The organism is Streptomyces sp. NPDC052107, from assembly GCF_040680215.1.
Taxonomy (GTDB): domain Bacteria; phylum Actinomycetota; class Actinomycetes; order Streptomycetales; family Streptomycetaceae; genus Streptomyces.
On sequence record NZ_JBFAWG010000057.1, the window covers coordinates 1 to 22,812 of the forward strand.

Sequence of the window (22,812 nt, forward strand, 5' to 3'; positions counted from 1 at the left end):
CGGCACCGCAAGGCCCCCGACCGGCCCACCGTGCCGGGCTGGAAGTGGGCCATCTGCCCCAACCAGCAGTGCGGCTGGCAGGCAGACCGCGACCAAGGAGCCTGGCGGCGGATCGCCGCACGCGGCCTCGCCCACCAGACCAAGACCGTCGTAGACCGCGTCAGCGGCACCATGGTGATCCGCACCGTGGTGGACACGATGGAGGCCAAGGCCGTCATCACGGCCACCCCGAAGACCAGCCGGACGGACCGGTCCAAGACCGGTCCCACCCGGCCGCGAACCAACCGCCTCACGCCCAGGCGACGTGAGGTTCCCTCCCCAGTCAGGCCCAGCGGCCCGGCCGGCCAGCGTCCGGAGGGACACGCACCAACGGGCCGGACCCGGCTGCCCCGCGCTGCCCACCGGCACCAGGACGTGACCACGATCAGCACACCCACCACCCGCCGACACCGGCCACGCGGAGCAGCACTGGGCGCGGGATTCCATCTCCACGCTCACGCTGCCCCGCCCAGGTGGGAAGAACCCGCACCGGACCCTACGGTTCGCATGGGATCGCTTAGCTGATTAGAGACGCTCAAGGCAGTCGATGGTGGCCCGGGGTCACGGCGGCACCGCACGCAGGGCGCGCAGCACCGCCCAGACCACCGACACCAGCGGCACGGCCACGACGGCACCGATCACCCCGGCGATGATGCTGCCGGCGATCACCGACACCGCGACGACGAGCGGATGCAGCCGTACCGCCCAGCTCATCACCAGAGGATGCAGCACGTGCCCCTCCAGCTGGCCGATGACGACGATCAGGGCCAGCACGGCCAGAGCCGTCAGCGGCCCCCGCCCGGCCAGCGCGACGACGGTGGCGACGGCGAGCGCGACCGGCGAGCCCACCAGTGGCACGAACGCGGCGAAGAACTCCAGCAGCGTCAGCGGCAGCGCGAGCGGCACGCGCAGCACGAGCAGTGCGACACCGACGAGCACGGCGTTGGTCGCGGCCACGATGATGATGCCGCGGGTGTACCCGGCGAAGGCCCGCCAGGCGGCCCACCCCGCCCGGTCCCACGCAGGACGGGCGCCGATCGGCAACAGCTGGTCGCGCACCCAGCGCCACAGGCGCTCGCCGGAGTGGATGAAGAACGCCGAGGCGAACAGCGCGAGCGCGCCCCCGGTGACCAGCTCGACCAGCCGGCTCAGCCCGCTGACGGCACGGCTGAGCAGGCTGGACCGGTGTGCGGCCAGATAATGCGTCACCTGGTTCTCCAGCTCGGACAGCCGTCTAGGACTCAGCCGGAACGGCGGCCGCTGGAGCCATTGCTCGATGCGGTGCACCCCGCCCTGGAACTCGCCCGCCAGCCTGGCCGACTCGCCCGCCACGGCGTTGCCCACCAGGGCGAGCAGGGCCAGCAGGAGCAGGATGCTGCCCAGCAGCGCCACGGCGACGGACAGCGGCCGCGGCAGGAATCGGTTGAGCAGGTCCGTCAGCGGCCGCAGCACGGAGGTGACGACCAGCGCGAGGAACAGGGCCACGGCGATGAGCTGGAAGCTGCCGAGAATGCTGAAGACGCCGTAGACGACGACCCCGACGAGGATGAGCCGCCAGGCGTAGGCCGCCCCGACCCGCAGCCACGGCACCGTCCGCTCGGCCGCCGGCACCGGCTCGGTGCGCGGGACGGCCGGGAGCCGCACGGTGTACGCCGGCCGGCTGCCCAGCACCCGCCCCCCGCGGCGCCGGCCGTCCGGCCCGGCCGCCCGCCGACGCGCATCGCCCACCACCGCTCCGGCTCCTCTCCGTCACCCTTGATGACGGTCGGTCACTTGTAGAGAACCGTAAGCGGACGTCGCGAGAGGGGCGCGTGCAACGCGCCCGCGCGCGGGTTCCCCCGGACGGGGACGTTTCGCGGCCGGATCGTCGTCGTACGCGTGGCCGAGGAGCGGGACGGTCTCCGCGAGCGGCGTGCCCGGCTGCCCGACGGCGCGGCACCCTTGGCCGCCGCCTCCCTGCCGATCCCCGCCTCCACATGTCCTTCCTACGAACACCCGCTCGACACGGCGGCCCCACCTGCGCGCTCACACCACAGATCTCCGTGGTCGGCCGGCGCCGTCAGTACGCGCTCACAGGACATTCACAACCGCCGCGGATGGCCCGGCAGGGGCGGGGCACCCGGAGGGCGTCGTCGGCAGAAGGGATCAGCCAGTGATCACTGTCGCTGTTCTGCTGCTTCCCGTCCTCACGATCCTGTTGTTCGGCCTCGACCAGGTCGAGGACCGATGGATCCTGCGTCCCCCGACGGCCCGCCGCACCAAGCCCCGTCGGCACCGTCGTCTGAGGGCGGGCCGCCGCTGATCCGTTGCCGGCAGGCTCTTATCGGCCCGTCGCCGTGCCGTCGTCCAGGCCGGCGCACCGCCGGTAGCGGAGGATCGCCTTGCCGAGCTCGATCCGCTCTGGTTCGGGAAGGGTGCCGCCCTGCACGTAGTCCAGGATGTGCTCGGCGACCCTCCGCAGTTTGGTGTTGGTGCGCTGGGAGACGTCCCTGAGCGCCCGCCAGGCCTCTTCCGGGGCGATCTGTCCGACGACGACCACGGCTCCGATGGCCTGGTCGATCACCGCGTGCGAGGACACGGCGCGCTGCAACTGCTCGTTCTCGTTCACCAGCCGGTCGTACTCCGCGGCGAGCTCGGTCGAGGAGAGCAGGACCAGCGGCTGCTGCCGGGAGAGAGCGAAGAAGGCCATGGAGCACCTTTGCGGGGTCGGAAGCGTCACTGCCACGGCTGCCCTCGATGGGCGCTTGCACACCAATTGAACCAGCGGCGCGGGGCACCGTCACGCCGCTTGGTCCATGCCGCGGGGCGTGAACATCCGTGCGCCGGACCCGGCCCTGCCGCGCCGCTCGGGTGCTTGGGATTCCGGCCCGGCCGGCGCGCTTTCATCCCTCCCGGCCGATGCGGCCGCTCTCGGCCGCCCGGCCCACCGGCAGCAGGTCGCGGATGTCGGCGGGCAGGGCGCCGGCCATCCGCTCGGTCAGCTCCGGGGCCAGCGCGGCGTCGAGCACCTCCATCACCGCGGCGGCGTCCCGCAGGGCCGTGTCCTCGTCGGTGCCCGCCCGGTCGGCGATGCGTCCGGCGAAGACCGTCAGCCCGAACCGCTCGCCCGACACGCCGGAGTCTGCCCCGGCCGACGCGTCGGCCGCCTCCCGCATCGCCGCCGCCATGTCCGGCGGCAGCTGTGCGGCCACGTGCCGGGCCAGCCCGGACGGCAGCCGCTCCGACAGCGTGCTGACGACGGCGTGCGCGGCCCGTTCGGCCGAACCCCGGTCCGGCAGTTGGGCCAGCGCCTGCACCTTTCCGATCATCTCGTCGTGGTGCATGAGGCCGGTTCCTTCCTCACGAAGTCCTGACGGTGCCATGCCCCCTCGCCGCGGGCCGGGCAGCGGCCCGCTCCCGGCCGACGGCGCCGTCACCGGAGTCGGCCGGGCCTTCTACGGCCCCGGCCGAGTACCCCGGTCGCCGCGGCCGGTACCCGGCCCCAAAAGAGCGCCGGACTGCACAAGCACACCCTGGGCGGTGTCGCCGGCACGCTGATGACGGAGGTGTCCCAGCACGGGTTCACCGCGATGCTCGGGTTGCAGAACGTCTCCTTCGACCCTTTGCGTGTCGCGGCACAGATCGTCTCCGGCATCGGCTTCATCGGCGGCGGCCTGATCTTCGTACGGCGAGATGTTCGAGGCATGCCTGACCTACCGCACGGGGTCGGCGCTGCTGCCGCGGCTGAAGCAGACCCGCACGCGGCGCGGCTTGCGGATCACGCGGGTCACGGTGAACGGCTGCCCGGCCGCACGGACGACGCGGCCCGCGTGCTGCTGGAACTGGAGGGCGCCGAGGACCCGACGTGGCCGGCGGCGGGGCTGTTCCACGACGAGGGCGTGCACGACGTGGAGGTGAGCGCCGCCGCGGACGACGAACAGCGGGTTCAGCCGTCCGGCCCGCGCCGCCGGCTCAGCTCTCCGCGTTCTGCCGGGTCCACGTCCAGGCGTACTGCAGGCAGTCCGCGACCGTCAGCGCGCCGAGACCACCGCAGACCAGGCGGGTGAGCCGGGGTGCGGCCGCGTAGTTGCACACCAGGGCGCCGGCGGTCCAGGCGGAGGTACGGAACGGGCAGGAAAGCAGGTCACCGACGGCTCGCCGGAGCCCGTCGCCGCGCGGTTCTTCGACGACCTCGCTCGCCTCACCCTCGTCCGCTGCGGGTGAACGGCGCCCGCGGAAAGCTCGTGATCTTGTCCCTGGCCAGCAGCCTGGACACCTTGTACGTCGTCGCGTCCAGCAGCACGACGTCCCACGGCGGAAACTCCTGCGGCAGGCGGACACCCCGGCGGCGGGCCAGCACCGCGTACGCCCCGGCGCTCGCCGTGAAGACGGAGGCGAGAACGGCGTACCCGGCGAGAGGGACGTCGCCCTGGTCGTCGTACTGCCCTGCGTCCGCCATGCCCTGACCTCCGGTGCGTGTGCTGCCGTGGCCAGCAACGAGTTCCCCGGGGTCGGGGGCGACACGCGGCCAAGGGGCGGCGGGGCCGCGCGGCGTGGACGGCCGGCGTGGGGGATGCCACATATGACCTGGTTCGCACACCCTCCCTGTCCTGCCCGGTGTCCGGCTACCGTTGCGTCGATCCCCTGTTCCCCTTTCGCTACCCGGACGGCCCGGCTGTGCTCACTGATCTGTCCCCTCTCATCGCAGCGACGTCGCGCTGGCTGACGGTCGCCTATCCGTCGAGCGGCGGCGCGCTGGCCTCCGCGCTGTGCGAGGCGCAGGCCCGGCAGGCGGTGACCGTCGCCGCGTGGCTGCGCTACCCGACCGAGACCGACGCGGCACTGGTCACGATGGCCGGCCCCGGCGGCGCCGCCCGGCTGGACTGGGTCACGGGTGCCGAGCGCACCGGCGAGGAGGGCTCGGCGGAGGACTACGAGGACTGGGCCTGGCGGACCTGGGTGGACGAGGTCGTGGCCAGCTGGGCGGCCGGCCTGCTCACCGATCCCGAACTGGCAGGCCTGGCGGTCGCCGCACTCGCCGAAGGGGAGCACGGCCCGGGTTCGCCGGCCGAGTTCCGGCGCCTGCTCGCCCCGGACGACGGCGACCGGCGCGCCGCCGCCCTGCTGCGGCACCCAGACCTCCTCGCCCCCGTGGCCGAGCTCCACCTCGACCAGCTCCTGGACCGGCTCGGACCGGGCCGCACTCTCGCCGCCTGAGCTCGCGATCCGCCGGACAGGCCCGGTGTCGTATGCCCCCGCGGGGGTACTGCGGAGCTGATCCGGGGTCTGCGCACGGGCGGCCGGCTCCGGGCGCCGGCAGGGAGGAGAAGGCGATGCGCGTGCGAGTCGACGGCATGGCGGCCCATGCCCCAGCCGGGCCGTGGTCGAGATCGTCGGACGACGGCCCGGCGGCCCGTGGGCCGGTCCTGCCCACACCGGGGTGAGGCTCGGCCATGGCCTTCAAGAATCCCGTGCAACGCGGCGGGACGGGCCGCGGCCGGTTCGAGCAGTTCGCGGAGTACGCCTCCAACTTCACCAGCTCGCCGTTGTTCTTCCTCTTCTGCCTGCTCCTCGTAGGCTTCTTCGTCGCCGCGCACGTCGCGCACCTGCGGCTCGAACTGCTCCTGCTGGCGGGCGAGTCCATGACCGCGGTCACCCTGCTGCTCGTCGCCCTGCTGAAGAACGCCGAGATGCGGGCCGAGCACGCGGTCCAGCGCAAACTCGACGCGATCGCCGCTGCGCTGCTGGAGGCCCACGCCGGGGACGGGAGCCGGGCCTTCGAGGAACTGCGGAACGCGATCCGGATGGAGGAAGAGACCTGACGGAGGCGGACAAAAGGGCGCGGCGGTGCTTCACGGCACCTCTGCGAGGGACGACGATGCAGTGTCATGGACATTTTGCTCGTCGCCAGCGCGTTCAACAGCCTCACCCAGCGCGTGTACGCCGAACTGACGGACCACGGGCACCACGTGGACGTCGTCCTCGCCTCACAGGGCACCGAACCCGTCCGGGACGCCGTCCGGGAGCTGCGGCCGGACCTGGTCATCGCACCGATGCTCAGGACGGCGCTGCCCGAGGACGTGTGGCGCGAACACACCTGCCTGATCGTGCATCCGGGTCCGCCCGGTGACCGTGGCCCGTCCTCGCTGGACTGGGCCATCGCCGAGGGGGCGTGGGAGTGGGGCGTGACGGTCCTGCAGGCCGAGGCGGCGATGGACGCGGGCGCCATCTGGGCTGCGGAGTCGTTCCCGGTACCGCCCGTCGGCAAGAGCGACCTTTACCGCAACGAGGCCTCCGACGCCGCCGTCACCGCGGTCCTCACCGCCGTACAGCGCTACGCCGAAGGCGCCTACAAACCCCGGCCGCAGTCCGACGGCTCGGTCGGCGTGGTCTGGCGCGACGCCTTCCGGCAGCAGCGGCGCCGCATCGACTGGGAGCGGGACGACACCGAAACGGTTCTGTGCAAACTCCGCGGCGCCGACTCGCAGCCGGGCGTTCCGGACGAACTCCTCGGCCGGGAGGTGTTCCTGCACGGCGGGCACCCCGAGGACCGGCTGCGCGGCCGTCCCGGCGAACTCCTCGCGCAGCGGGCGGGCGCCGTCTGCCGGGCCACCCGTGACGGCGCGGTCTGGATCCCGGAACTCCGCCCCCGCAGGAACTCCGGCGACCCGGCGCCCTTCCGCCGCCCGGCCGCCTCCGTGCTCGCCGCCTGGCAGCCCTCCCTCGAACTCCCGGAAGCCGCCGTGCCGTTGGAGCTGCCGTCCGACCGGCGGACCTGGACCGACGTCCGCTACCGGCAGCGTGGCGACATCGGCTTCCTCGGCTTCTCCTTCCCGGGTGGCGCGATGAGCACCGACCAGTGCCGCCGGCTGCTCGCCGCCTACGAGCACGCGCTCGCCCGGCCCACTCGCGTCCTCGTACTCGGCGGGGACCGCGACTTCTTCTCCAACGGCATCCATCTGAACGTCATCGAGGCGGCCCCCGACCCGGCCCGGGAGTCGTGGATCAACCTCAACGCCATGGACGACCTGGTCGAGGCCGTGCTGCGCACCGACGACCGGCTGGTCGTGGCCGCGCTCGCCGGCAACGCGGCGGCCGGCGGCGCCATGCTCGCCCTCGCCGCCGACGAGGTGTGGTGCCGTACCGGCGTCGTCCTCAACCCGCACTACCGGCGCATGGGCCTGTACGGCTCGGAGTTCTGGACGTACACCCTGCCGCGTCGCGTCGGTGAGGAAGCCGCCCACCGGCTGACCACGGAGGCTCTGCCCGTCAGCGCCGCGTCCGCCGAGCGGCTGAGGCTCGTGGACCGACTCGTACCGGCAGCGCCCGGCGAATTTCCGGCCGCGGTCCGGCAGTTGGCTGCCGAACTCGCCTCCTCACCCTTCCTGGACGTGCGGATCGCCGCCAAGTCCGCCCGCGCCGCAAAGGACCATGAACGCCCGCTGGCCGGCTACCGCGAGGCCGAACTGGCCCGGATGCACACCATCTTCCACGACCCCGAGGCCCCCTACCACGCCCTGCGCTCCGCCTTCGTCCGCAAGACGCCGTCCGGCTCACCCCGGCCCCTGGCCGTGCCCGCCGGAGCCGTCCGGTGATGCCGCGGCTGCTGGTGGCGGGCGTCGGCAACATCTTCCTCGCCGACGACGCCTTCGGCCCCGAGGTGATCCGCGCCCTCGGCCGGCGCCCGCTGCCGCCCGTGGTGCGGGTCCACGACTACGGCATCCGCGGCATGGACCTCGCGTACGACCTGCTCGACGGGTACGACACCGCGGTCCTGGTGGACACCGCGCGGCGCGGTCACCACCCGGGCACCCTCTCCCTGATCGAGGCCGAACCGCCCGACGGCGGCGTCGTGCCCGAGGCCCACGGCATGGACCCGGTGAAGGTGCTCGCCCTCGCCACGCACCTCGGCGAGGAGCCCCTGCCCCGTGTCCTCGTCCTCGCCTGCGAGCCCGAGCTGCTGCCGACCGGCGACGAGGACCTCCTGCCGGGACTCAGCGAACCGGTCCGGGAAGCCGTCGGCCGGGCCGTGGACGCCCTGCACACCCTGATCCCGGCCCTGCTCGCCGACCCCGGCGCGCCGACGCCCCCGTTGGGCCGCCCGGTGGAATCCGGGCCCCCCCGCCCGGCTGCGCTGCCCGGCACGGCGGGCGGCTGAGCGGAAGATCGGTGGAGCCCGGGCCGCAAGGACGCGGACCGGGCTCCACCGCCGTATCCGAGGAGCAGCGCCCATGTGCCGGTCCGACGTCAAGCAGGCAGTCCTGGCGAAGAACGACGACCTGGCCGCGGAGCTGCGCGGCGATCTCGCCCGGCAGGGCGTGACCGTCGTGAACCTGCTCTCCAGCCCCGGCAGCGGCAAGACCGAACTCCTCGGCCGGGTCCTGGCCCGCGCGGTGCAGCGGGGGGTGTCGGTGGCGGCGCTGACCGCGGACCTGGCCACCGAGAACGACGCCGTCCGGCTCGCCCGGTCCGGCGCCCCCGTCCAGCAGTTGCTGACCGACGGGCTGTGCCACCTGGAGGCCCGTCAGGTGCGGGCCCGGCTGGCGGGCTGGCTGCCCGCGGACACCTCCGTGCTCTTCGTGGAGAACGTCGGCAACCTCGTCTGCCCGGCCGCGTACGACCTGGGCGAAACCCTGCGGGTCGTGCTGATGGCGGTCACCGAGGGCGAGGACAAGCCGCTGAAGTACCCGACCGCGTTCGGCTCCGCCCATCTCGTCGTGATCACCAAGACGGACCTCGCCGAGCCGGCCGGCTTCGACGAGACCGCCTTCCGGGCGAACGTGCACCGGGTCAACCCGGGCGTGGAGATCGTACGGTCCTGTGCCCGCACCGGCGTCGGTGTGGGCACCCTCCTGGACCGCGCCCTGGCCGCCCGGCACGGCGTCCCTCACCAGCCACCGCTCGCGCCGCACCCGCACGGCCACCACCACACCGCGCCCGCCCCCGCCGTATGACGGCCCCGGCGACCGGCCTGGTCCGCCGTCGGCTCACGGTGCGCGGCACCGTGCAGGGAGTCGGCTTCCGGCCGTACGTGCACCGCCTGGCCGCCGGCCTCGGCCTCGCCGGATTCGTCGGCAACACCGGCGACGGCGTGATCGTCGAGGTCGAGGGCCCGGCGGACGAGGTCGACCGCTTCTGCGCCGCGCTGGCCGAACAGCCGCCGCCCCTGGCCACCGTCAGCGGCATCGCCGGTGAGGACCTGCCCCCCACCGGCGACGCCGGCTCCTTCACCATCCGCTCCACCGAGCGGGCCAGCGGCCGCACCCAGCTGCCGCCCGACACCGCGACCTGCGCCGACTGCCTGCGTGAACTGGCCGATGCGGCTGACCGCCGGCACCGGCACCCGTTCGTCACCTGCACCCACTGCGGCCCCCGCTTCACCATCGCCACCGGGATGCCCTACGACCGGGCGGCCACGACCATGGCCGGCTTCCCGATGTGCCCCACCTGCGCCCACGAGTACGGCGCCCCCGCCGACCGGCGCTTCCACGCCCAGCCGGTCGCCTGCCCCGACTGCGGGCCGCGGCTCACCCTGATCCCGGCCCTCGGCGGCCTCCGCCCGGCCCGGGACCCGCATGCCCTCGCCACGGCACGGGCGCTGCTGGCCGCCGGGCGGATCGTCGCCGTCAAGGGCGTCGGCGGCTACCACCTGGCCTGCGACGCCACCGACGACCGGGCCGTGGCCGCCCTGCGCGACCGCAAGGAACGCGGCGGCAAGGCCTTCGCGGTGATGTGCGCCGATGTCGCCACCGCCGAGCGGATCGTGGTCCTCTCCGCTGCCGAACGGGCCGCGCTCACCAGCGCCCGCCGCCCCATCGTCCTGCTGCGCGGGCGAACTGCGCCGGACGGCCTCCGCCTCGCCGACCAGGTCTGCCCGGGCAGCCCGTACGTGGGCGTGATGCTGCCCTATACCCCGGTCCACACCCTGCTGTTCGGACTGCCCGGCGATCCGCCCGGCCCCCGGGTGCTGGTGATGACCAGCGGCAACCGCTCCGGCGAACCCATCGTCACCGACGACGCCGAGGCCCTGACCCGGCTCGCCGGTCTCGCCGACGCCTGGCTCGGCCACGACCGGCCCATCGCCTCGCCGTGCGACGACTCCCTGCTGAGGGTCCGCCCGGACGGCACCGAACAGGTCCTCAGACGGTCCCGCGGCTACGTCCCCCGCCCCGTGCGGCTCCCGGTGCCCGTACCGCCCGTGCTCGCGGTCGGCGGCGACCTGAAGAACGTCCTGTGCCTGGGCGAGGGCGACCAGGCGTGGTTCGGGCCGCACATCGGCGACATGGGCGAGCTGGCCACCCTGGAGGCGGCCGAGCGCGCCGAGCGGCACCTGACCCGCCTGACCGGAGTCACCCCGGCCGTGGTCGCGGCCGACCGGCACCCCGGCTACCACTCGACCCGCCGGGCCCGCCACCGTGCCTCCCGACTCGCGGGCGGCTTGCTGCGGCTGGTCCAGCACCACCACGCCCACATCGCCTCCGCGATGGCCGAACACGGGCTGGAGGGCACCACGCCGGTGATCGGAGTCGCGTTCGACGGCACCGGGTACGGCGACGACGGCACCGTGTGGGGCGGCGAGATCCTGCTCGCCGGTTACACCGGCTACCGGCGCTTCGCCCACCTCTCCCCGGCCTTGCTGCCCGGTGCAGACGCCGGTGTGGCCAACCCCTGCCGGCTGGCGCTGGCCCGGCTGTGGGCGGCCGGGCTGCCCTGGGCCCCGGACGTGCCGAGCGTCACCGCCTGCTCCGACGTGGAACTCGCCACGCTGAAGCGGCAGTTGGACCGTCAGGTGGCCTGTGTGCCGACGTCCAGCATGGGGCGGCTCTTCGACGCGGTGTCGTCGCTGGCGGGAGTGTGCCACCGGGCGGGATACGAGGCGCAGGCCGCGATGGAACTGGAGGCGGCGGCGCTGGAGGCCGGGGACGCGGACTCGGGGGCGTACCCCTTCGACGTCACCGGTACGGGCGTCCTCGCCTGCGACCCCGCGCCGATGCTCAGGGCGCTGCTCGCGGATCAGCGGCGCGGCACCCCCGCACCGGTCCTCGCGGCCCGCTTCCACCGGGGTGTCGCACGGGCCGTCGCCGAGATCTGTCGCCGCGCCCGCGCGGAGACCGGGCTGACCACGGTCGCCCTCACCGGAGGCGTCTTCGCCAACGCCCTGCTGGAGGGGGAGTGCACCGCACTGCTGGCCCAGGACGGCTTCACGGTGCTCCGGCACGGCGAAGTACCCCCGAACGACGGAGGGTTGGCGCTCGGTCAGCTCATGGTCGCGGGAACAGCAACCAACCACGAGACGGAGTGACCCATGTGTCTGGCAGTGCCCGGCAAGGTCGTGTCCATCGACCGGAGCGCCGACCCCCTGACCGGGCTGATCGACTTCGGCGGAGTGCGCAAACAGGCGTGTCTCGAGTACCTGCCCGATGTCCGGGTGGGGGAGTACGTCATCGTCCACGTCGGCTTCGCCCTGCAGCGCCTGGACGAGGAGTCGGCCCGGGCGTCCCTGGAGCTGTTCGAGCAACTGGGCCTGTTGGACGAGGAGTTCGGGGACGCCTGGGAGCAGGCGGCCCGGCAGGAGAGCGGGAGTGAGGCCCGGTGAAGTACATCGAAGAGTTCAACGACCCCGATCTGGCGCGCCGGCTGCTGGACGAGATCAGCGCCACGGTCACCCGGCCCTGGGCTCTGATGGAGGTCTGCGGCGGGCAGACCCACTCCATCATCCGCCACGGCATCGACCAACTGCTCCCGGAGCAGGTGGAGTTGATTCACGGCCCCGGCTGCCCGGTCTGCGTCACGCCGTTCGACGTCATCGACAAGGCCCTGGAGATCGCCGCCCGTCCCGAGGTGGTCTTCTGTTCCTTCGGAGACATGCTGCGCGTGCCCGGCACCGACCGGGACCTGTTCCGGGTCAAGGGCGAGGGAGGTGACGTACGCGTGGTGTACTCACCGCTGGACGCCCTCGACGTCGCCCGCAAGAACCCGGACCGCCAGGTCGTGTTCTTCGCCATCGGCTTCGAGACGACCGCCCCGGCCAACGCCATGGCCGTCCACCAGGCCCGCCGCCTGGGCATCGCCAACTTCAGCCTGCTGGTCTCCCACGTCCGGGTCCCACCCGCGATCGAGGCCATCATGACGGCACCGGAATGCCGGGTCCAGGGCTTCCTGGCCGCCGGTCACGTGTGCAGCGTGATGGGCACCGCCGAGTACCCCGACCTCGCCGAGAAGCACCGCGTACCCATCGTCGTCACCGGCTTCGAGCCGCTGGACATCCTCGAGGGCATCCGCCGTGCCGTCCACCAACTGGAGCGCGGCGAGCACCGGGTGGAGAACGCCTACCAGCGCGCCGTGCGCGAGCAGGGCAATCCGGCGGCCCTGCGCATGCTGGAGGAGGTCTTCGAGGTCACCGACCGCAACTGGCGCGGCATCGGACGCATCCCCGCCAGCGGCTGGCGGCTGTCCGACGCCTACCGCGCCTACGACGCCGAACACCGCTTCGACGTCGCCGGCATCCGCACCGAGGAGCCCGCCGTGTGCCGCGCCGGCGAGGTGCTGCAGGGGCTGATCAAGCCCACCGAGTGCGAGGCGTTCGGGAAGGCCTGCACCCCGCGCACCCCGCTCGGCGCCACCATGGTCTCCAGCGAGGGCGCCTGCGCGGCCTACTACCTGTACCGCCGCATGAACACCCCGACGACGCAAGGGTCGCGTATCCCGCAGGTCTCGCAGGAGGAGATGAACCCCGTTGGCTGACCTCGCCACACCCGAGGCGGCGGTCGTCGACCCCGCCGACTGGACCTGCCCCGCACCCCTGCGTGACCAGCCGGTCGTCGTCATGGGGCACGGCGGAGGCGGCGCCCTGTCCGCCGAGCTGATCGAGCAGGTCTTCGCCCCCGCCTACGGCAACCCCACCCTGGCCGCTCTCACCGACTCTGCCGTCCTCGACCTGGGCGGCGCCCGGCTGGCCTTCTCCACCGACTCCTACGTCGTACGGCCGCTGTTCTTCCCCGGTGGCAGCCTCGGCGACCTCGCCGTCAACGGCACGGTGAACGACCTGGCGATGAGCGGCGCCCGGCCCGCCTATCTGTCCACGGCCTTCGTGCTGGAGGAAGGCGTGGAACTGGACGTCGTCGGCCGGATCGCGCGGGCCATCGGCGCGGCGGCCGAGGCCGCGGGCGTCACCGTCGCCACCGGCGACACCAAGGTCGTGGAGTCCGGACACGGCGACGGCGTCTACGTCACCACCGCCGGCATCGGCCTCGTCCCCGACGGCGTCGACATCCGCCCGCAGCGCGCCCGGCCCGGCGACGCCGTCATCGTCAGCGGCCCGATCGGACTGCACGGCGTGGCCGTCATGAGCGTGCGCGAGGGCCTGGAGTTCGGCGTCGAGATCGCCTCGGACACCGCGCCCCTGGCGGACCTCGTGGCGACCATGCTGACGGTCACGAAGGACATCCATGCCCTGCGCGACCCGACCCGGGGCGGACTCGGCGCGTCCCTGAACGAGATCGCCCGCGCCTCCGGCACCGGAGTGCGGCTGCACGAGCGTGCCATCCCGGTCCCGGACGAGGTGGCGAACGCCTGTGGCTTCCTCGGTCTGGACCCGCTGTACGTCGCCAACGAGGGCCGACTGGTCGCCTTCGTGCCCCCGGAACACGCGGAGGCCGTCCTGGCGGTGATGCGGGCACATCCGCAGGGCACCGGTGCCGCCCTCATCGGCGAGTGCGTGGCGGAGCACCCGGGCATGGTCGTCGTCGCCACCGGCCTCGGCGGCACCCGGGTGGTGGACCTGCCGTTGGGGGAGCAGTTGCCCCGCATCTGCTGAGCGGACTCCCGGCCCCGCCGTCAGCGCGGGGCCGGGTCCGGTTCGACCTGAGTGATCTCCAACTCCCTCCCGCTGCGCAGCTCCTGCGAGGGCCGGTCGCAGCGCGGGCACCAGAAGAACGGCGGCATGCCCACCGCGAACTCCTCGGCGCACGGCGCGCAGTAGGCGTGTGCCGTGACCTGCTCGACGACCAGCTCGGCCGTCGCCAGCGCCGTACCCTCCCGGGCCACCTCGAAGGCGAAGTGCAGCGCGTCGGGCACGACACCGGCCAGCTCGCCCACGCGGACGGTCACCGCCGAGACGGCGTCCGCGCCGTCCGCGCGGGCGAGTTCGCCGGCCTGCTCCACGATCGCGGTCGCGATCGACAGCTCGTGCACGGCCGGCTCAGGGGTACCGGCGGTTGGCCCGCATGCCACCGGTCATCCGGTAGATGCGCAACTCGCGTACGATTCCCGGGAGTTCCTTGACGAACAGGGTCATGACCAGGCCACCGATCATGGCCGCCTGCACGACGAGCAGCTGACGTCCGGACATGCCGGACCGCGTGGTCCTTCTTCTCATGGCAACTTTCACGGCGCTCTCTTTCTGCTGTCTCATCCGGGCGAGATGTTCGGCATGTCCTGCACCAGGGCGTCATGCCGCTTCCAGTGGATACCGGTGGAGCGGCGCGCGTCGGAGCTGCCGTCCTTGTGGTGTCCGGTCTGGTCCTTGTACGGGCCCTTGTTGCCCTGGTGCAGCCCGCGCACGTGGCTCGGTGTGTCGGGCTTCGCCTGGGGGCGGCCCACTCGAATGCTGCCCATGTCGGTTCTCCTTCCGGGTCCTCAGGACCGTTCGGTCAGCTCCCTGAAGAACTGTTCTACGGCCGGCCAGACCCGGCCGCCACCGGAGAGGCCCCGCCACTCGCGGCGGACCAGGGCGATCATCCGGTAGCAGTCGTCGACCGGCACGATCCAGTGCTCGTCGAGACCGCGCACGGTGTTCACCAGCAGCGCCTCCACATCGGGTGCCATGGCGGCGAGCCGCGGAACCGTGGTGGCCAGCCGCTGCCAGGCCGCGGCATCCACCTCCCATCGCATGGCCCCGGCCGGGCTCGGCCCCTGCGCGGTGACCGTTCCGTCGGAGCGCGGCACGAAGAACACCAGACCCACCGGGACGCCGAGCACCGCCGTGTCGACCGGGGGCAGCCGCATCCGGCGCCGGGGCACGAGCCGGTAGCGGCCCTCGCCCGCCCCGTCGTCGGCGAACAGCACCGAGCAGGGGCCGCACACGCACCGCACCTCGGCGGCATCCGTGTCGTACAGGTGGGGATGTTCGACGGCCAGACGGGCGGCGCACAGCTCGCAGACCTCGGCCTCGGCCGTCGCCGCGCGGTCGGCCGTGGAGCGGATGACCCGGGCGAGTGCTCCGTCCATCCTCACCGCGCCTCCTCGGGCACGGCCCGTCGCTTGATCGTGCTCAGCGGTACGAACGCGGGTGCCGGCTTCCGCTCGGCGGCGTCCGGCACCGTCTCCACCGAGGTCAGCTCGGGAGCGACGGCCAGCACCGCTGCCCGGACCGCCTCGGTGACCTCCGACGAGCCCCCGCCACACCCGGAACCGCAGCCGCCGCCGGAGGACAGCCGCACCCGGGCCACCCGCCCGTCGACGCCGGCCCACTCCAGGTCGCCGCCGCGCTCGCGCACCGCCGGCCGCAGCTTCTCCACCGCGCGGGCGGCCCTGCGCTCCGGGGACTCCGGATGGACGTCGTGCAGCACCAGGAGATGCCCGAGCAGCTCGTCGCCGGCGAGCCGCTCCCGCAGCCCCTCGTCCGCGTGGTCCAGCACCCGGGCGAGGGCCTCGCCGTAGACCTCGGTCAGCAGCCGCACCGCCTCCAGCGCCGGGCCCGGAGCGGACTCCAGCCCGGCCAGCACCTCGTCGAGACGGGCGAGCCGCGCCTCCACCGCCGGGTCGGGCAGCCGTTGGGCGGTGTCAGCCATGGTTCGCTCCGTACGTGGGCGAGTGCACGGTGGTCAGGGTCTTGCCCTTGCCCATGTACATGTGGACACCACACGGCAGACAGGGGTCGAAGCTGCGCACGGTGCGCATGATGTCGACGCCCTTGAAGTCGTCGGGCCCGTTCTCCTCGAAGATCGGCTGGCCCTGGACGGCGTCCTCGTACGGGCCCGGGGTGCCGTAGCTGTCCCGAGGACTGGCGTTCCACGGGGTCGGCGGGTACGGGTGGTAGTTGGCGATCTTCTTGTCCCGGATCACCAGATGGTGGGAGAGGACCCCGCGCACCGCCTCGTGGAAGCCGCAGCCGATCGACTCGTCCGGCACCTCGAAGTTCTCGTACACCTTGGTGTCGCCGTTCCTGAGCATCCCCATGGCCTCCTCCAGGAACTGCAGGGCCATGGCGGCGGCGTAGGCGATGAAGTACGGCCGGGCGCGGTCCCGTTCGAGGGTGTTGCTCCACTTCGGGATGCGCCACTCCAGGGTCGTCTCCGGCAGCTTCTCGCCCTTGGGCAGGGTGATGCGGACGCTGCCGCCGGTGGCCTTGACGTACGGCGTGTCGACCAGGCCGCTGAGCGCGGTGGACCACAGCCGGGCCAGCGGCCCGCCGCCGGTGTCGAGCGCGAGATGGTCTCCGGTCTGCGGGTGGTGCCAGCGCGGGCTCATCACCCAGCTGTAGTTGCCGTCGAAGTCGCGCTTCTGCGGCACCGGGACCGTGGTCTGGTTCCACGGGTGGCGCATGTCGACCGGGTTGCCGAGCGGGTCGTGGGTGACGAACGGATCCTCGTTCACCCAGTCCTCGTAGAAGGAGCTGCCCAGCATGATGCGCAGCCCGAGATTGATGTCGATCAGGTTGTTGGTGACCAGCTTGCCGTCCACGATGATGCCCGGGGTGACGTACATCGCCCGGCCCCACTCGTTCATCGTGGCGTAGCGGTAGTCGACGACGTCCGGGTTCTGGAAGGCGCCCCAGCAGCCCAGCAGGATGCGGCGTTTGCCGACCTCCTCGTAGCCGGGCAGGGCCTCGTAGAAGAAGTCGAAGACGTCGTCGTTCATCGCCACCGCCTTCTTGATGAAGTCGATGACGCGCATCAGGCGGCTGAGGTAGTCGGTGAAGGTGTTCGGCTGCGGCATCGTGCCGACGCCGCCCGGGTACATCGTGGAGGGGTGCACGTGCCGCCCCTCCATCAGGCAGAACATCTCCCGGGTGATCCGGCTGACCTTCAGCGCTTCCTTGTAGACCTCGCCCTCGAAGGGGTTGAAGGCCTTCATGATGTCGGCGATCGTCCGGTATCCGTGGACGTCCCCGCGCGGTGCGTCGGTGCGCTCGGCGCGGGCCAGGACACCGGGGTTGGTGGCCTTGACCATCGCCTCGCAGAAGTCCACGAAGACCAGGTTGTCCTGGAAGATCGTGTGGTCGAAGATGTACTCCGCCGCCTCGCCCAGGTTGGTGATGTGCTCGGCCAGCTTGGGCGGCTTGACGCCGTAGGCCATCTGCTGGGCGTAGTTGGAGCAGGTGGTGTGGTTGTCGCCGCAGATGCCGCAGATCCGCGAGGTGATGAACCCGGCGTCACGCGGATCCTTGCCCTTCATGAACACCGAATAGCCGCGGAAGAGCGACGAGGTGCTGTGGCACTCGACGACTTCCCGGTTGGCGAAGTCGATCTTCGTGTAGATGCCCAGGTTGCCGATGATCCGGGTGATCGGATCCCAGGACATGTCGACGAGCTGGGCGGGTTTGCGTTCCGTGGGCCGGGACTCGGTGGTGGTCATCTGCGGTACTGCCCCTCGCTGTTCGGGTCGGGCGGTTGGGTGGCGGGACGGGGACGGACGGCGTCAGGCACGCCAGTGCGGGTCGTAACCGCTGGTCAGCTTGCGCTTGTTGTGGCGCCACTTGGGCTCGTGGTTCACGACGTCGTTGGTCAGGCCGCGCAGTCGGCGGACGACGGCTCCGTACGGCTTGACGAGCATCGTCGACAGCGTGCCGCCCGGGGGTTCGTCCATGAACGGCATGAAGGCGTCGGGGAAGCTGGGCATCGTGCAGCCGATGCAGATGCCGCCGACGTTCGGGCAGCCGCCGATGCCGGCCATCCAGCCGCGCTTGGGCACGTTGCAGTTGACGACCGGGCCCCAGCAGCCGACCTTCACCTGGCACTTGGGGGAGTTGTAGTCCCTCGCGAAGTCGGCCTGCTCGTAGTACGCGGCCCGGTCGCAGCCCTCGTGCACGGTCTTCCCGAACAGCCACTGCGGGCGCAGCATGTGGTCCAGCGGCGGCGGGGGAGCGGTACCGGCCGCGTGCTGGAGCACCCAGACGAGGGTCTCCATGAAGTTCTCCGGCTGGATGGGACAGCCGGGCACGTTGACGACCGGAAGCCCCGACCGCGCCTTGAACTCCCAGCCCAGGTAGTCCGCGAGACCCATGCAGCCGGTCGGGTTGCCGGCCATGGCGTGGATGCCGCCGAACGTGGCACAGGTCCCCGCCGCCACCACCGCCCAGGCCTTGGGCGCGAGCTGGTCGATCCACCAGTTCAGGGTCTGCGGCTCACCGGTGTCGGGGTCGTTGCCGAACGACGTCCAGTAGCCGTCGCCCCGGATGATGTTCTGGTTCGGGATCGAACCCTCGATGACGAGGATGAACGGCTCCAGCTCGCCGCGTGCCGCAGCACGGTAGGGAGCGAGGAAGTCCTCGCCGCCCAGGCTGGGCGAGAGCACCTTGTTGACGAGGTTCACCTTCGGCAGGCCCGGGATGAGGCCCAGCACGACGTCCTCGATGGACGGCTGTCCGGCGGCGGTCAGCGACACTGTGTCGCCGTCGCAGCTCATGCCCTCCGAGATCCAGAGGATGGTGATCTCGTCGAATCCCTTCCGCGCCTCGGCTCTGCTGGGCTCGCCGTGGACATCGGTGGTACCGCTCTGTGTGGTCATCGCTGCGACCTCCGTCGCTGCCGGTCTCGGAGTCGGTCGTAGGGGGTGGCCGGGGCCACGAGGGTCCGGGCCCGGGCGCGGCCGAGGGCGGCGGCGTGGTCGCGCGACAACCGCTCGGCCATGGGGTGGTCGTGCCGCGGCCCCTCACGGGCATCCATCGAACCGTCCCTCCTCCGGCCGGTCGGCCGGACGTTCGGGGGGCCGCGGGGGCTGCGGCCGGGGTGAGTGGACCGGACCCGGTCCGTCGGAGTCTCCGATCGGCTGGACCTCGTCGGGCCGGAAGTAGTGGAAACGGCCGTACCAGCCGTGCAGTTCGGCCGCGGGATCGTCGTCCACGGTGACGGCCAGGTGCGCGCTGCCGTCCACGTCGTGGCGGACGGCGGCGACCTGCGCGGTCCGTCCCTCCAGGAACATGTCCTGGGCGTCGGCGCCCCGGACGCGCGGACGCAGCCGGACCCGGCTGCCGCCGCCGACGGGCACGCCGTCCACGAGCACCGTGTCGGCCGCCGGGGACAGGCCGTCGTCGCCGCCCTCCTGCCACCAGGCGGGCCGCTCGGTGCCGGACCGGGTGTGTGCCGGGGTCAGGGAGCGGATGGCGCCGTGCAGTCGGGCGAAGACCTCCCGGGGCATGGTGTCGACCCGGTCGAGGATCTGTGCCGCCCGTGGATCGGTGGCCCGGGCCTCGGCCTTCTCCTCGTCGGTCAGCAGCATCGTGCGCAGGGTGAGGATCTCGTCGATCTCCGCCGCGTCGTGCAGATCGCCGGGACTCTCCGGCGCCACCTGGGGCCAGTCCGGCAGGATGATGGGAGCGGAGAGCATGACGGCGCCGGTCCTGCCCTGCTGGGGCGGGCCGGCGAGCACGGGGAACGTGAACGCGTTCCGGCAGCCCCGCGCGTGCCGCGCCAGGCCCTCGGGCGGATCGATCAGCGAGGCGAACTCCAGGCCGTCCCCGCCGACGAGGGTGTGCGTGGCGAGCAGCGCCTGCCGCAGAGCCTCGGTGCGCGGGGCCTGCGGGTCCGTCACCGCGCCGGTGTTCTCGGTGCGCACCCGCAACCGGTACAGCCCAGGCGCGAGCGGCTCGGCCTCGACCGTCGCCCCGGCCCGCAGCTCCCGGCGCCGCCGTACCGTCCGCCCGGTCCCGTCCGGCAGTTCCTCGGCATCCGTGCCGGCGGCCGCACCCACCAAGGCGGTACGACCGCCCAGCAGCAACTCCTGCAGCGGCAGCACCAGCTCGGTCTCGCGCGGCACCGCCTCCTCGAACGACAGATGCGTGGCGCCGTCGGCCGTCCGCAACGACTCGACCGGGCGGTACCGTCCGTCCGGGTCGGCGGCCTCGACCTGCTTGTCCTGCATCTGCAGACAGCGCACCCGCACCCGTACGACCGCGTCGGCGCGCGGTGCGCGCAGCAGGCACTCGGTCTGCTGGTACCAGGAGTCCGCGGAGCCGGCGATCCCCGGCGTGACCGGCACGTCCCGCTCGACCCAGTCGCGGGGCAGCAGCACGCCGAACTGCCAGCGGACCCGGTTCTTCGGCGAGGACCGGCGGTACGGGTAGAGCAGGTACCCCTCGTAGAGCACGGCGTCCGCGACCGAGCCGACCCGCTCGAAGACACCGCGGGACGTGCCGACGCCGTCCTCGTCCAACACGGCAGTGAGCCCCCCGCCGCCCACGCCGGCCCGGTCCGACATGCCGCCTCCTCGTCACCGGTTCAATCGCGCATTCCTTTCACCACCGTCACACCCGTCACGGCTTCGCGCTCGTCCGACGCACCGCCATTGCGCCGCCCAGGGGACGGCGAGCGGGTGGGCCCGCGAATCACCGGGGTCTCGCGCGCCGCGGTCGCCGCCCCGATGCTTCGAACACCGACCGGATCCGCCTTCCGCACCCCGGCGCGCGTGGGGATCATGGTCCGAAGGCGCGGAGAAGGCCGGCCCCAGAAGACCATGGAGGAGTTCGTCTCCGACAACGGGCAGGACAAGAACCGGGCGCGCGCCAAGAAGACCGCCATAGCCGCCGACGTCGCCCAGACGCTGCCGAAGGCGGGCAGGAAGCTGCCGACCACCGCCTCCGGCGGCAGCATCTCCGTCACGGTGAAGAACGACAGCCCGCACGACATCACCGTGCTCTACACCGGCCCGGTCACCGGCAGCTTCACCCTCAAGGGCTGCGGCGGCTGCGAGGCGTTCACGCCCGCCGACACCCTGATGACCGGCTTCAAGCCGTGCGGCGACAGCGGCAGGCACTACCCGCAGCGCACCATCAGCCTCCCGGCCGGCACCACCTACTTCGTGCACAAGTCGAACGGCAGCGGCACCGCCGCCCCGGCCTCCGACACGGCCGAGCTGCGGCCCGGCTACATCTACACGGAGTGCGCCTACACGACCCGGACGCTCGGGTCCGGTTACTGACCGGCGGCCGGGGCGAGCCGGTCGGTTCTCCCGCCGGCGGATCACCGCTGGCGACCGACGCCGGGTCAGGCGCTTTGTCCCGTCAGAGGAAAAAGTGTCGAGAGCTCGCGCGCAGCTTCTTCCCCAGGTTCGGCGGCCGCTGATACGTTCCCTGTCGAAAGCCCGATACTGGTAGCCGAAACTGACGGGGAGGGGCACGTGAGACGCATGACGGCTCGACCGGCGAACGCGCACCAGGCGCGCCTGCTGAAGCTGCTGCGTGACGGTGGCCCCAACTCCCGCGCCCAGCTCGGCGACCAGGTCGACCTGTCCCGGTCCAAGCTGGCCGTGGAGGTGGACCGGCTGCTGGAGACCGAACTGGTGGTGGCCGACGGACTCGCCGCCTCGCGCGGCGGCCGCCGTTCCCACAACGTCCGGCTCAACCCGGACCTCAGGTTCCTCGGCGTCGACATCGGCGCGACCTCGGTCGACGTCGCCGTCACCAATCCCGAACTGGAGATCCTCGGCCATCTCGACCAGCCGATGGACGTCCGTGAGGGCCCGGTCGCGGTCTTCGAGCAAGTCCTGGACATGGCAGGGAAGTTGAAGGCCGCAGGCCTTGCCGAGGGCTTCGACGGCGCCGGCATCGGTGTCCCCGGACCGGTCCGCTTCCCCGAGGGCGTACCGGTGGCCCCGCCCATCATGCCCGGCTGGGACGGCTTTCCCGTGCGGGAGGCGCTCAGCCAGGAGCTCGGCTGTCCGGTCATGGTCGACAACGACGTGAACCTCATGGCGATGGGGGAGCAGCACGCCGGAGTCGCCCGCACCACGGCCGACTTCCTGTGCGTCAAGATCGGCACCGGTATCGGCTGCGGCGTCGTCGTCGGTGGCCACGTCCACCGGGGCACCACGGGCAGCGCCGGCGACATCGGCCACATCCAGGCCGTGCCCGACGGACACCCCTGCGCCTGCGGCAACCGGGGCTGCCTCGAAGCCCACTTCAGCGGCGCCGCACTGGCCCGGGACGCGGTTCAGGCTGCCGCGCAGGGCCTGTCCGCCGAACTCGCCGCCCGGCTGGAGGCGAACGGCACGCTGACCGCCGTGGACGTCGCTGCCGCTGCCGCGGCCGGCGATGCCACCGCGCTCGAACTGATCCGTGAGGGTGGCACCCGAGTCGGTCAGGTCATCGCCGGACTGGTGTCCTTCTTCAACCCCGGACTGGTGGTGATCGGCGGCGGAGTGACCGGCCTCGGCCACACCCTGCTCGCTGCGATCCGCACCCAGGTCTACCGCCAGTCGCTGCCGCTCGCGACCGGCAACCTGCCCATCGTGCTCGGTGAGTTGGGCCCGAACGCCGGCGTGATCGGCGGAGCCCGGCTGATCAGCGATCACCTCTTCTCGCCCGCGTAGACCGACTCCGACCGGCTCGGGCCATGTCAGCGCGCAACCCGGCGGCCCTGCGCCGCCGACGGCCCTTATGACACGCGGGCCTCCCCGGTGTGTCCGGGGAGGCCCGCGCACGCCTGGGCGTTTCCCCGGGCGTTCGCCCTTGGGGCCGCTCCCCCGTTCCGTCTTCGGGCCCCGACTCCGCCACTGCGGCTCCTCCTGCGGGGACTTGTTGGCGGCGGTGTTCGCGTCCTGGTCGGAGACGCCGGAACCTTCCGCGTCCTTGCACAG

26 protein-coding genes and 4 pseudogenes are annotated in these 22,812 nt (G+C 72.5%); 14 read left to right on the plus strand and 16 right to left on the minus strand.

Annotation, left to right across the window (positions count from 1 at the left end):
* Nucleotides 1-564: pseudogene (locus AB0M27_RS35205) on the plus strand (transposase); the annotation flags it as partial.
* Nucleotides 565-600: 36 nt separating this feature from the next.
* Here the strand turns inward: AB0M27_RS35205 and AB0M27_RS35210 are convergent.
* Nucleotides 601-1,770 carry an AI-2E family transporter gene (locus tag AB0M27_RS35210; protein WP_365727986.1) on the minus strand — a complete coding sequence of 390 codons (1,170 nt, stop codon included), beginning with the start codon at nucleotides 1,768-1,770 and terminating at the stop codon, nucleotides 601-603.
* Between the two features lie 421 nt (nucleotides 1,771-2,191).
* Between AB0M27_RS35210 and AB0M27_RS35215 the strand changes: the two genes are divergently transcribed.
* Complete coding sequence (locus tag AB0M27_RS35215) at nucleotides 2,192-2,341, plus strand: hypothetical protein (protein ID WP_365727988.1); 150 nt, start codon at nucleotides 2,192-2,194, stop codon at nucleotides 2,339-2,341.
* Between the two features lie 18 nt (nucleotides 2,342-2,359).
* On the opposite strand, the gene AB0M27_RS35220 is transcribed toward AB0M27_RS35215, so the two are convergent.
* Nucleotides 2,360-2,728: an ANTAR domain-containing protein gene (locus AB0M27_RS35220; protein ID WP_365727990.1), complete on the minus strand. Its 369-nt coding sequence runs from the start codon at nucleotides 2,726-2,728 to the stop codon at nucleotides 2,360-2,362.
* Between the two features lie 193 nt (nucleotides 2,729-2,921).
* Nucleotides 2,922-3,362 carry a DUF2267 domain-containing protein gene (locus AB0M27_RS35225; RefSeq protein WP_365727992.1) on the minus strand — a complete coding sequence of 147 codons (441 nt, stop codon included), beginning with the start codon at nucleotides 3,360-3,362 and terminating at the stop codon, nucleotides 2,922-2,924.
* Nucleotides 3,363-3,533: 171 nt separating this feature from the next.
* Here AB0M27_RS35225 and AB0M27_RS35230 point away from each other — a divergent pair.
* A pseudogene (locus AB0M27_RS35230) lies at nucleotides 3,534-3,710 on the plus strand (MgtC/SapB family protein); the annotation flags it as partial.
* A gap of 21 nt (nucleotides 3,711-3,731) precedes the next feature.
* On the opposite strand, the gene AB0M27_RS35235 reads toward AB0M27_RS35230, so the two are convergent.
* The 3 genes and pseudogenes from AB0M27_RS35235 to AB0M27_RS35245 all read right to left on the minus strand — a co-directional run bounded on the left by AB0M27_RS35235 (nucleotide 3,732) and on the right by AB0M27_RS35245 (nucleotide 4,477).
* Entirely contained in the window at nucleotides 3,732-3,923 is a 192-nt protein-coding gene (locus AB0M27_RS35235; protein ID WP_365727993.1) for a hypothetical protein, read from the minus strand.
* A gap of 67 nt (nucleotides 3,924-3,990) precedes the next feature.
* Nucleotides 3,991-4,167, minus strand: a pseudogene (locus AB0M27_RS35240) (DUF1360 domain-containing protein); the annotation flags it as partial.
* Nucleotides 4,168-4,219: 52 nt separating this feature from the next.
* A complete protein-coding gene (locus AB0M27_RS35245) occupies nucleotides 4,220-4,477 on the minus strand; it encodes a DUF1360 domain-containing protein (protein WP_365727994.1) in 258 nt (85 codons plus the stop codon).
* Nucleotides 4,478-4,695: 218 nt separating this feature from the next.
* On the opposite strand from AB0M27_RS35245, the gene AB0M27_RS35250 reads away from it, so the two are divergent.
* The 9 genes from AB0M27_RS35250 to hypE all read left to right on the plus strand — a co-directional run bounded on the left by AB0M27_RS35250 (nucleotide 4,696) and on the right by hypE (nucleotide 13,834).
* Complete coding sequence (locus tag AB0M27_RS35250; RefSeq protein WP_365728076.1) at nucleotides 4,696-5,235, plus strand: hypothetical protein; 540 nt, start codon at nucleotides 4,696-4,698, stop codon at nucleotides 5,233-5,235.
* 236 nt (nucleotides 5,236-5,471) lie between these two features.
* On the plus strand, nucleotides 5,472-5,840 hold the full coding sequence (locus AB0M27_RS35255) for a low affinity iron permease family protein (RefSeq protein ID WP_365727996.1): 369 nt from the start codon (nucleotides 5,472-5,474) through the stop codon (nucleotides 5,838-5,840).
* A gap of 66 nt (nucleotides 5,841-5,906) precedes the next feature.
* Nucleotides 5,907-7,613, plus strand: a complete 1,707-nt coding sequence (locus tag AB0M27_RS35260) for a hydrogenase maturation protein (protein ID WP_365727998.1) — start codon at nucleotides 5,907-5,909, stop codon at nucleotides 7,611-7,613.
* A complete protein-coding gene (locus AB0M27_RS35265) occupies nucleotides 7,613-8,176 on the plus strand; it encodes a hydrogenase maturation protease (protein WP_365728000.1) in 564 nt (187 codons plus the stop codon). Before AB0M27_RS35260 ends, AB0M27_RS35265 begins: the two co-directional genes overlap by 1 nt.
* Nucleotides 8,177-8,249: 73 nt before the next feature.
* Nucleotides 8,250-8,972: a hydrogenase nickel incorporation protein HypB gene (gene hypB / locus AB0M27_RS35270; protein WP_365728002.1), complete on the plus strand. Its 723-nt coding sequence runs from the start codon at nucleotides 8,250-8,252 to the stop codon at nucleotides 8,970-8,972.
* Nucleotides 8,969-11,320: a carbamoyltransferase HypF gene (hypF, locus tag AB0M27_RS35275; RefSeq protein WP_365728004.1), complete on the plus strand. Its 2,352-nt coding sequence runs from the start codon at nucleotides 8,969-8,971 to the stop codon at nucleotides 11,318-11,320. Before hypB ends, hypF begins: the two co-directional genes overlap by 4 nt.
* Nucleotides 11,321-11,323: 3 nt before the next feature.
* On the plus strand, nucleotides 11,324-11,614 hold the full coding sequence (locus AB0M27_RS35280; protein WP_365728006.1) for a HypC/HybG/HupF family hydrogenase formation chaperone: 291 nt from the start codon (nucleotides 11,324-11,326) through the stop codon (nucleotides 11,612-11,614).
* Complete coding sequence (hypD, locus tag AB0M27_RS35285) at nucleotides 11,611-12,762, plus strand: hydrogenase formation protein HypD (RefSeq protein WP_365728008.1); 1,152 nt, start codon at nucleotides 11,611-11,613, stop codon at nucleotides 12,760-12,762. The genes AB0M27_RS35280 and hypD overlap by 4 nt, the downstream gene beginning before the upstream one ends.
* Nucleotides 12,755-13,834 carry a hydrogenase expression/formation protein HypE gene (hypE, locus tag AB0M27_RS35290; RefSeq protein ID WP_365728010.1) on the plus strand — a complete coding sequence of 360 codons (1,080 nt, stop codon included), beginning with the start codon at nucleotides 12,755-12,757 and terminating at the stop codon, nucleotides 13,832-13,834. The genes hypD and hypE overlap by 8 nt, the downstream gene beginning before the upstream one ends.
* Nucleotides 13,835-13,854: 20 nt before the next feature.
* On the opposite strand, the gene hypA is transcribed toward hypE, so the two are convergent.
* The 10 genes from hypA to AB0M27_RS35340 all read right to left on the minus strand — a co-directional run bounded on the left by hypA (nucleotide 13,855) and on the right by AB0M27_RS35340 (nucleotide 20,654).
* Nucleotides 13,855-14,211, minus strand: a complete 357-nt coding sequence (gene hypA, locus AB0M27_RS35295) for a hydrogenase maturation nickel metallochaperone HypA (protein WP_365728012.1) — start codon at nucleotides 14,209-14,211, stop codon at nucleotides 13,855-13,857.
* Between the two features lie 7 nt (nucleotides 14,212-14,218).
* Nucleotides 14,219-14,368, minus strand: a complete 150-nt coding sequence (locus AB0M27_RS35300) for a hypothetical protein (RefSeq protein ID WP_365728013.1) — start codon at nucleotides 14,366-14,368, stop codon at nucleotides 14,219-14,221.
* A 59-nt stretch (nucleotides 14,369-14,427) separates the two neighbouring features.
* A complete protein-coding gene (locus AB0M27_RS35305) occupies nucleotides 14,428-14,634 on the minus strand; it encodes a hypothetical protein (protein WP_365728015.1) in 207 nt (68 codons plus the stop codon).
* A gap of 21 nt (nucleotides 14,635-14,655) precedes the next feature.
* Nucleotides 14,656-15,252 (minus strand): DUF5947 family protein, encoded by a 597-nt coding sequence (locus AB0M27_RS35310; protein WP_365728017.1) that lies wholly within the window; start codon nucleotides 15,250-15,252, stop codon nucleotides 14,656-14,658.
* Nucleotides 15,249-15,809: a NifU family protein gene (locus AB0M27_RS35315; protein WP_365728019.1), complete on the minus strand. Its 561-nt coding sequence runs from the start codon at nucleotides 15,807-15,809 to the stop codon at nucleotides 15,249-15,251. Before AB0M27_RS35315 ends, AB0M27_RS35310 begins: the two co-directional genes overlap by 4 nt.
* Nucleotides 15,802-17,595, minus strand: coding sequence for a nickel-dependent hydrogenase large subunit (locus tag AB0M27_RS35320; RefSeq protein ID WP_365728021.1), 1,794 nt, complete (start codon nucleotides 17,593-17,595; stop codon nucleotides 15,802-15,804). The genes AB0M27_RS35315 and AB0M27_RS35320 overlap by 8 nt, the downstream gene beginning before the upstream one ends.
* A 63-nt stretch (nucleotides 17,596-17,658) precedes the next feature.
* Nucleotides 17,659-18,747 carry a hydrogenase expression protein HypE gene (locus AB0M27_RS35325; protein ID WP_365728023.1) on the minus strand — a complete coding sequence of 363 codons (1,089 nt, stop codon included), beginning with the start codon at nucleotides 18,745-18,747 and terminating at the stop codon, nucleotides 17,659-17,661.
* The gene (locus AB0M27_RS35330) at nucleotides 18,744-18,905 is read right to left on the minus strand and encodes a hypothetical protein (RefSeq protein WP_365728025.1); all 162 of its coding nucleotides are present in this window, start codon (nucleotides 18,903-18,905) and stop codon (nucleotides 18,744-18,746) included. Before AB0M27_RS35330 ends, AB0M27_RS35325 begins: the two co-directional genes overlap by 4 nt.
* Nucleotides 18,892-20,436, minus strand: coding sequence for a hypothetical protein (locus tag AB0M27_RS35335; protein WP_365728027.1), 1,545 nt, complete (start codon nucleotides 20,434-20,436; stop codon nucleotides 18,892-18,894). The genes AB0M27_RS35330 and AB0M27_RS35335 overlap by 14 nt, the downstream gene beginning before the upstream one ends.
* 20 nt (nucleotides 20,437-20,456) lie before the next feature.
* Nucleotides 20,457-20,654, minus strand: a complete 198-nt coding sequence (locus AB0M27_RS35340; protein ID WP_365728078.1) for a hypothetical protein — start codon at nucleotides 20,652-20,654, stop codon at nucleotides 20,457-20,459.
* A gap of 34 nt (nucleotides 20,655-20,688) precedes the next feature.
* Between AB0M27_RS35340 and AB0M27_RS35345 the strand changes: the two are divergent.
* Both AB0M27_RS35345 and AB0M27_RS35350 read left to right on the plus strand, forming a co-directional pair.
* Nucleotides 20,689-21,156: pseudogene (locus tag AB0M27_RS35345) on the plus strand (hypothetical protein); the annotation flags it as partial.
* 207 nt (nucleotides 21,157-21,363) lie between these two features.
* Nucleotides 21,364-22,545, plus strand: coding sequence for an ROK family protein (locus tag AB0M27_RS35350; protein ID WP_365728030.1), 1,182 nt, complete (start codon nucleotides 21,364-21,366; stop codon nucleotides 22,543-22,545).
* The last annotated feature ends 267 nt before the right edge of the window (nucleotides 22,546-22,812 follow it).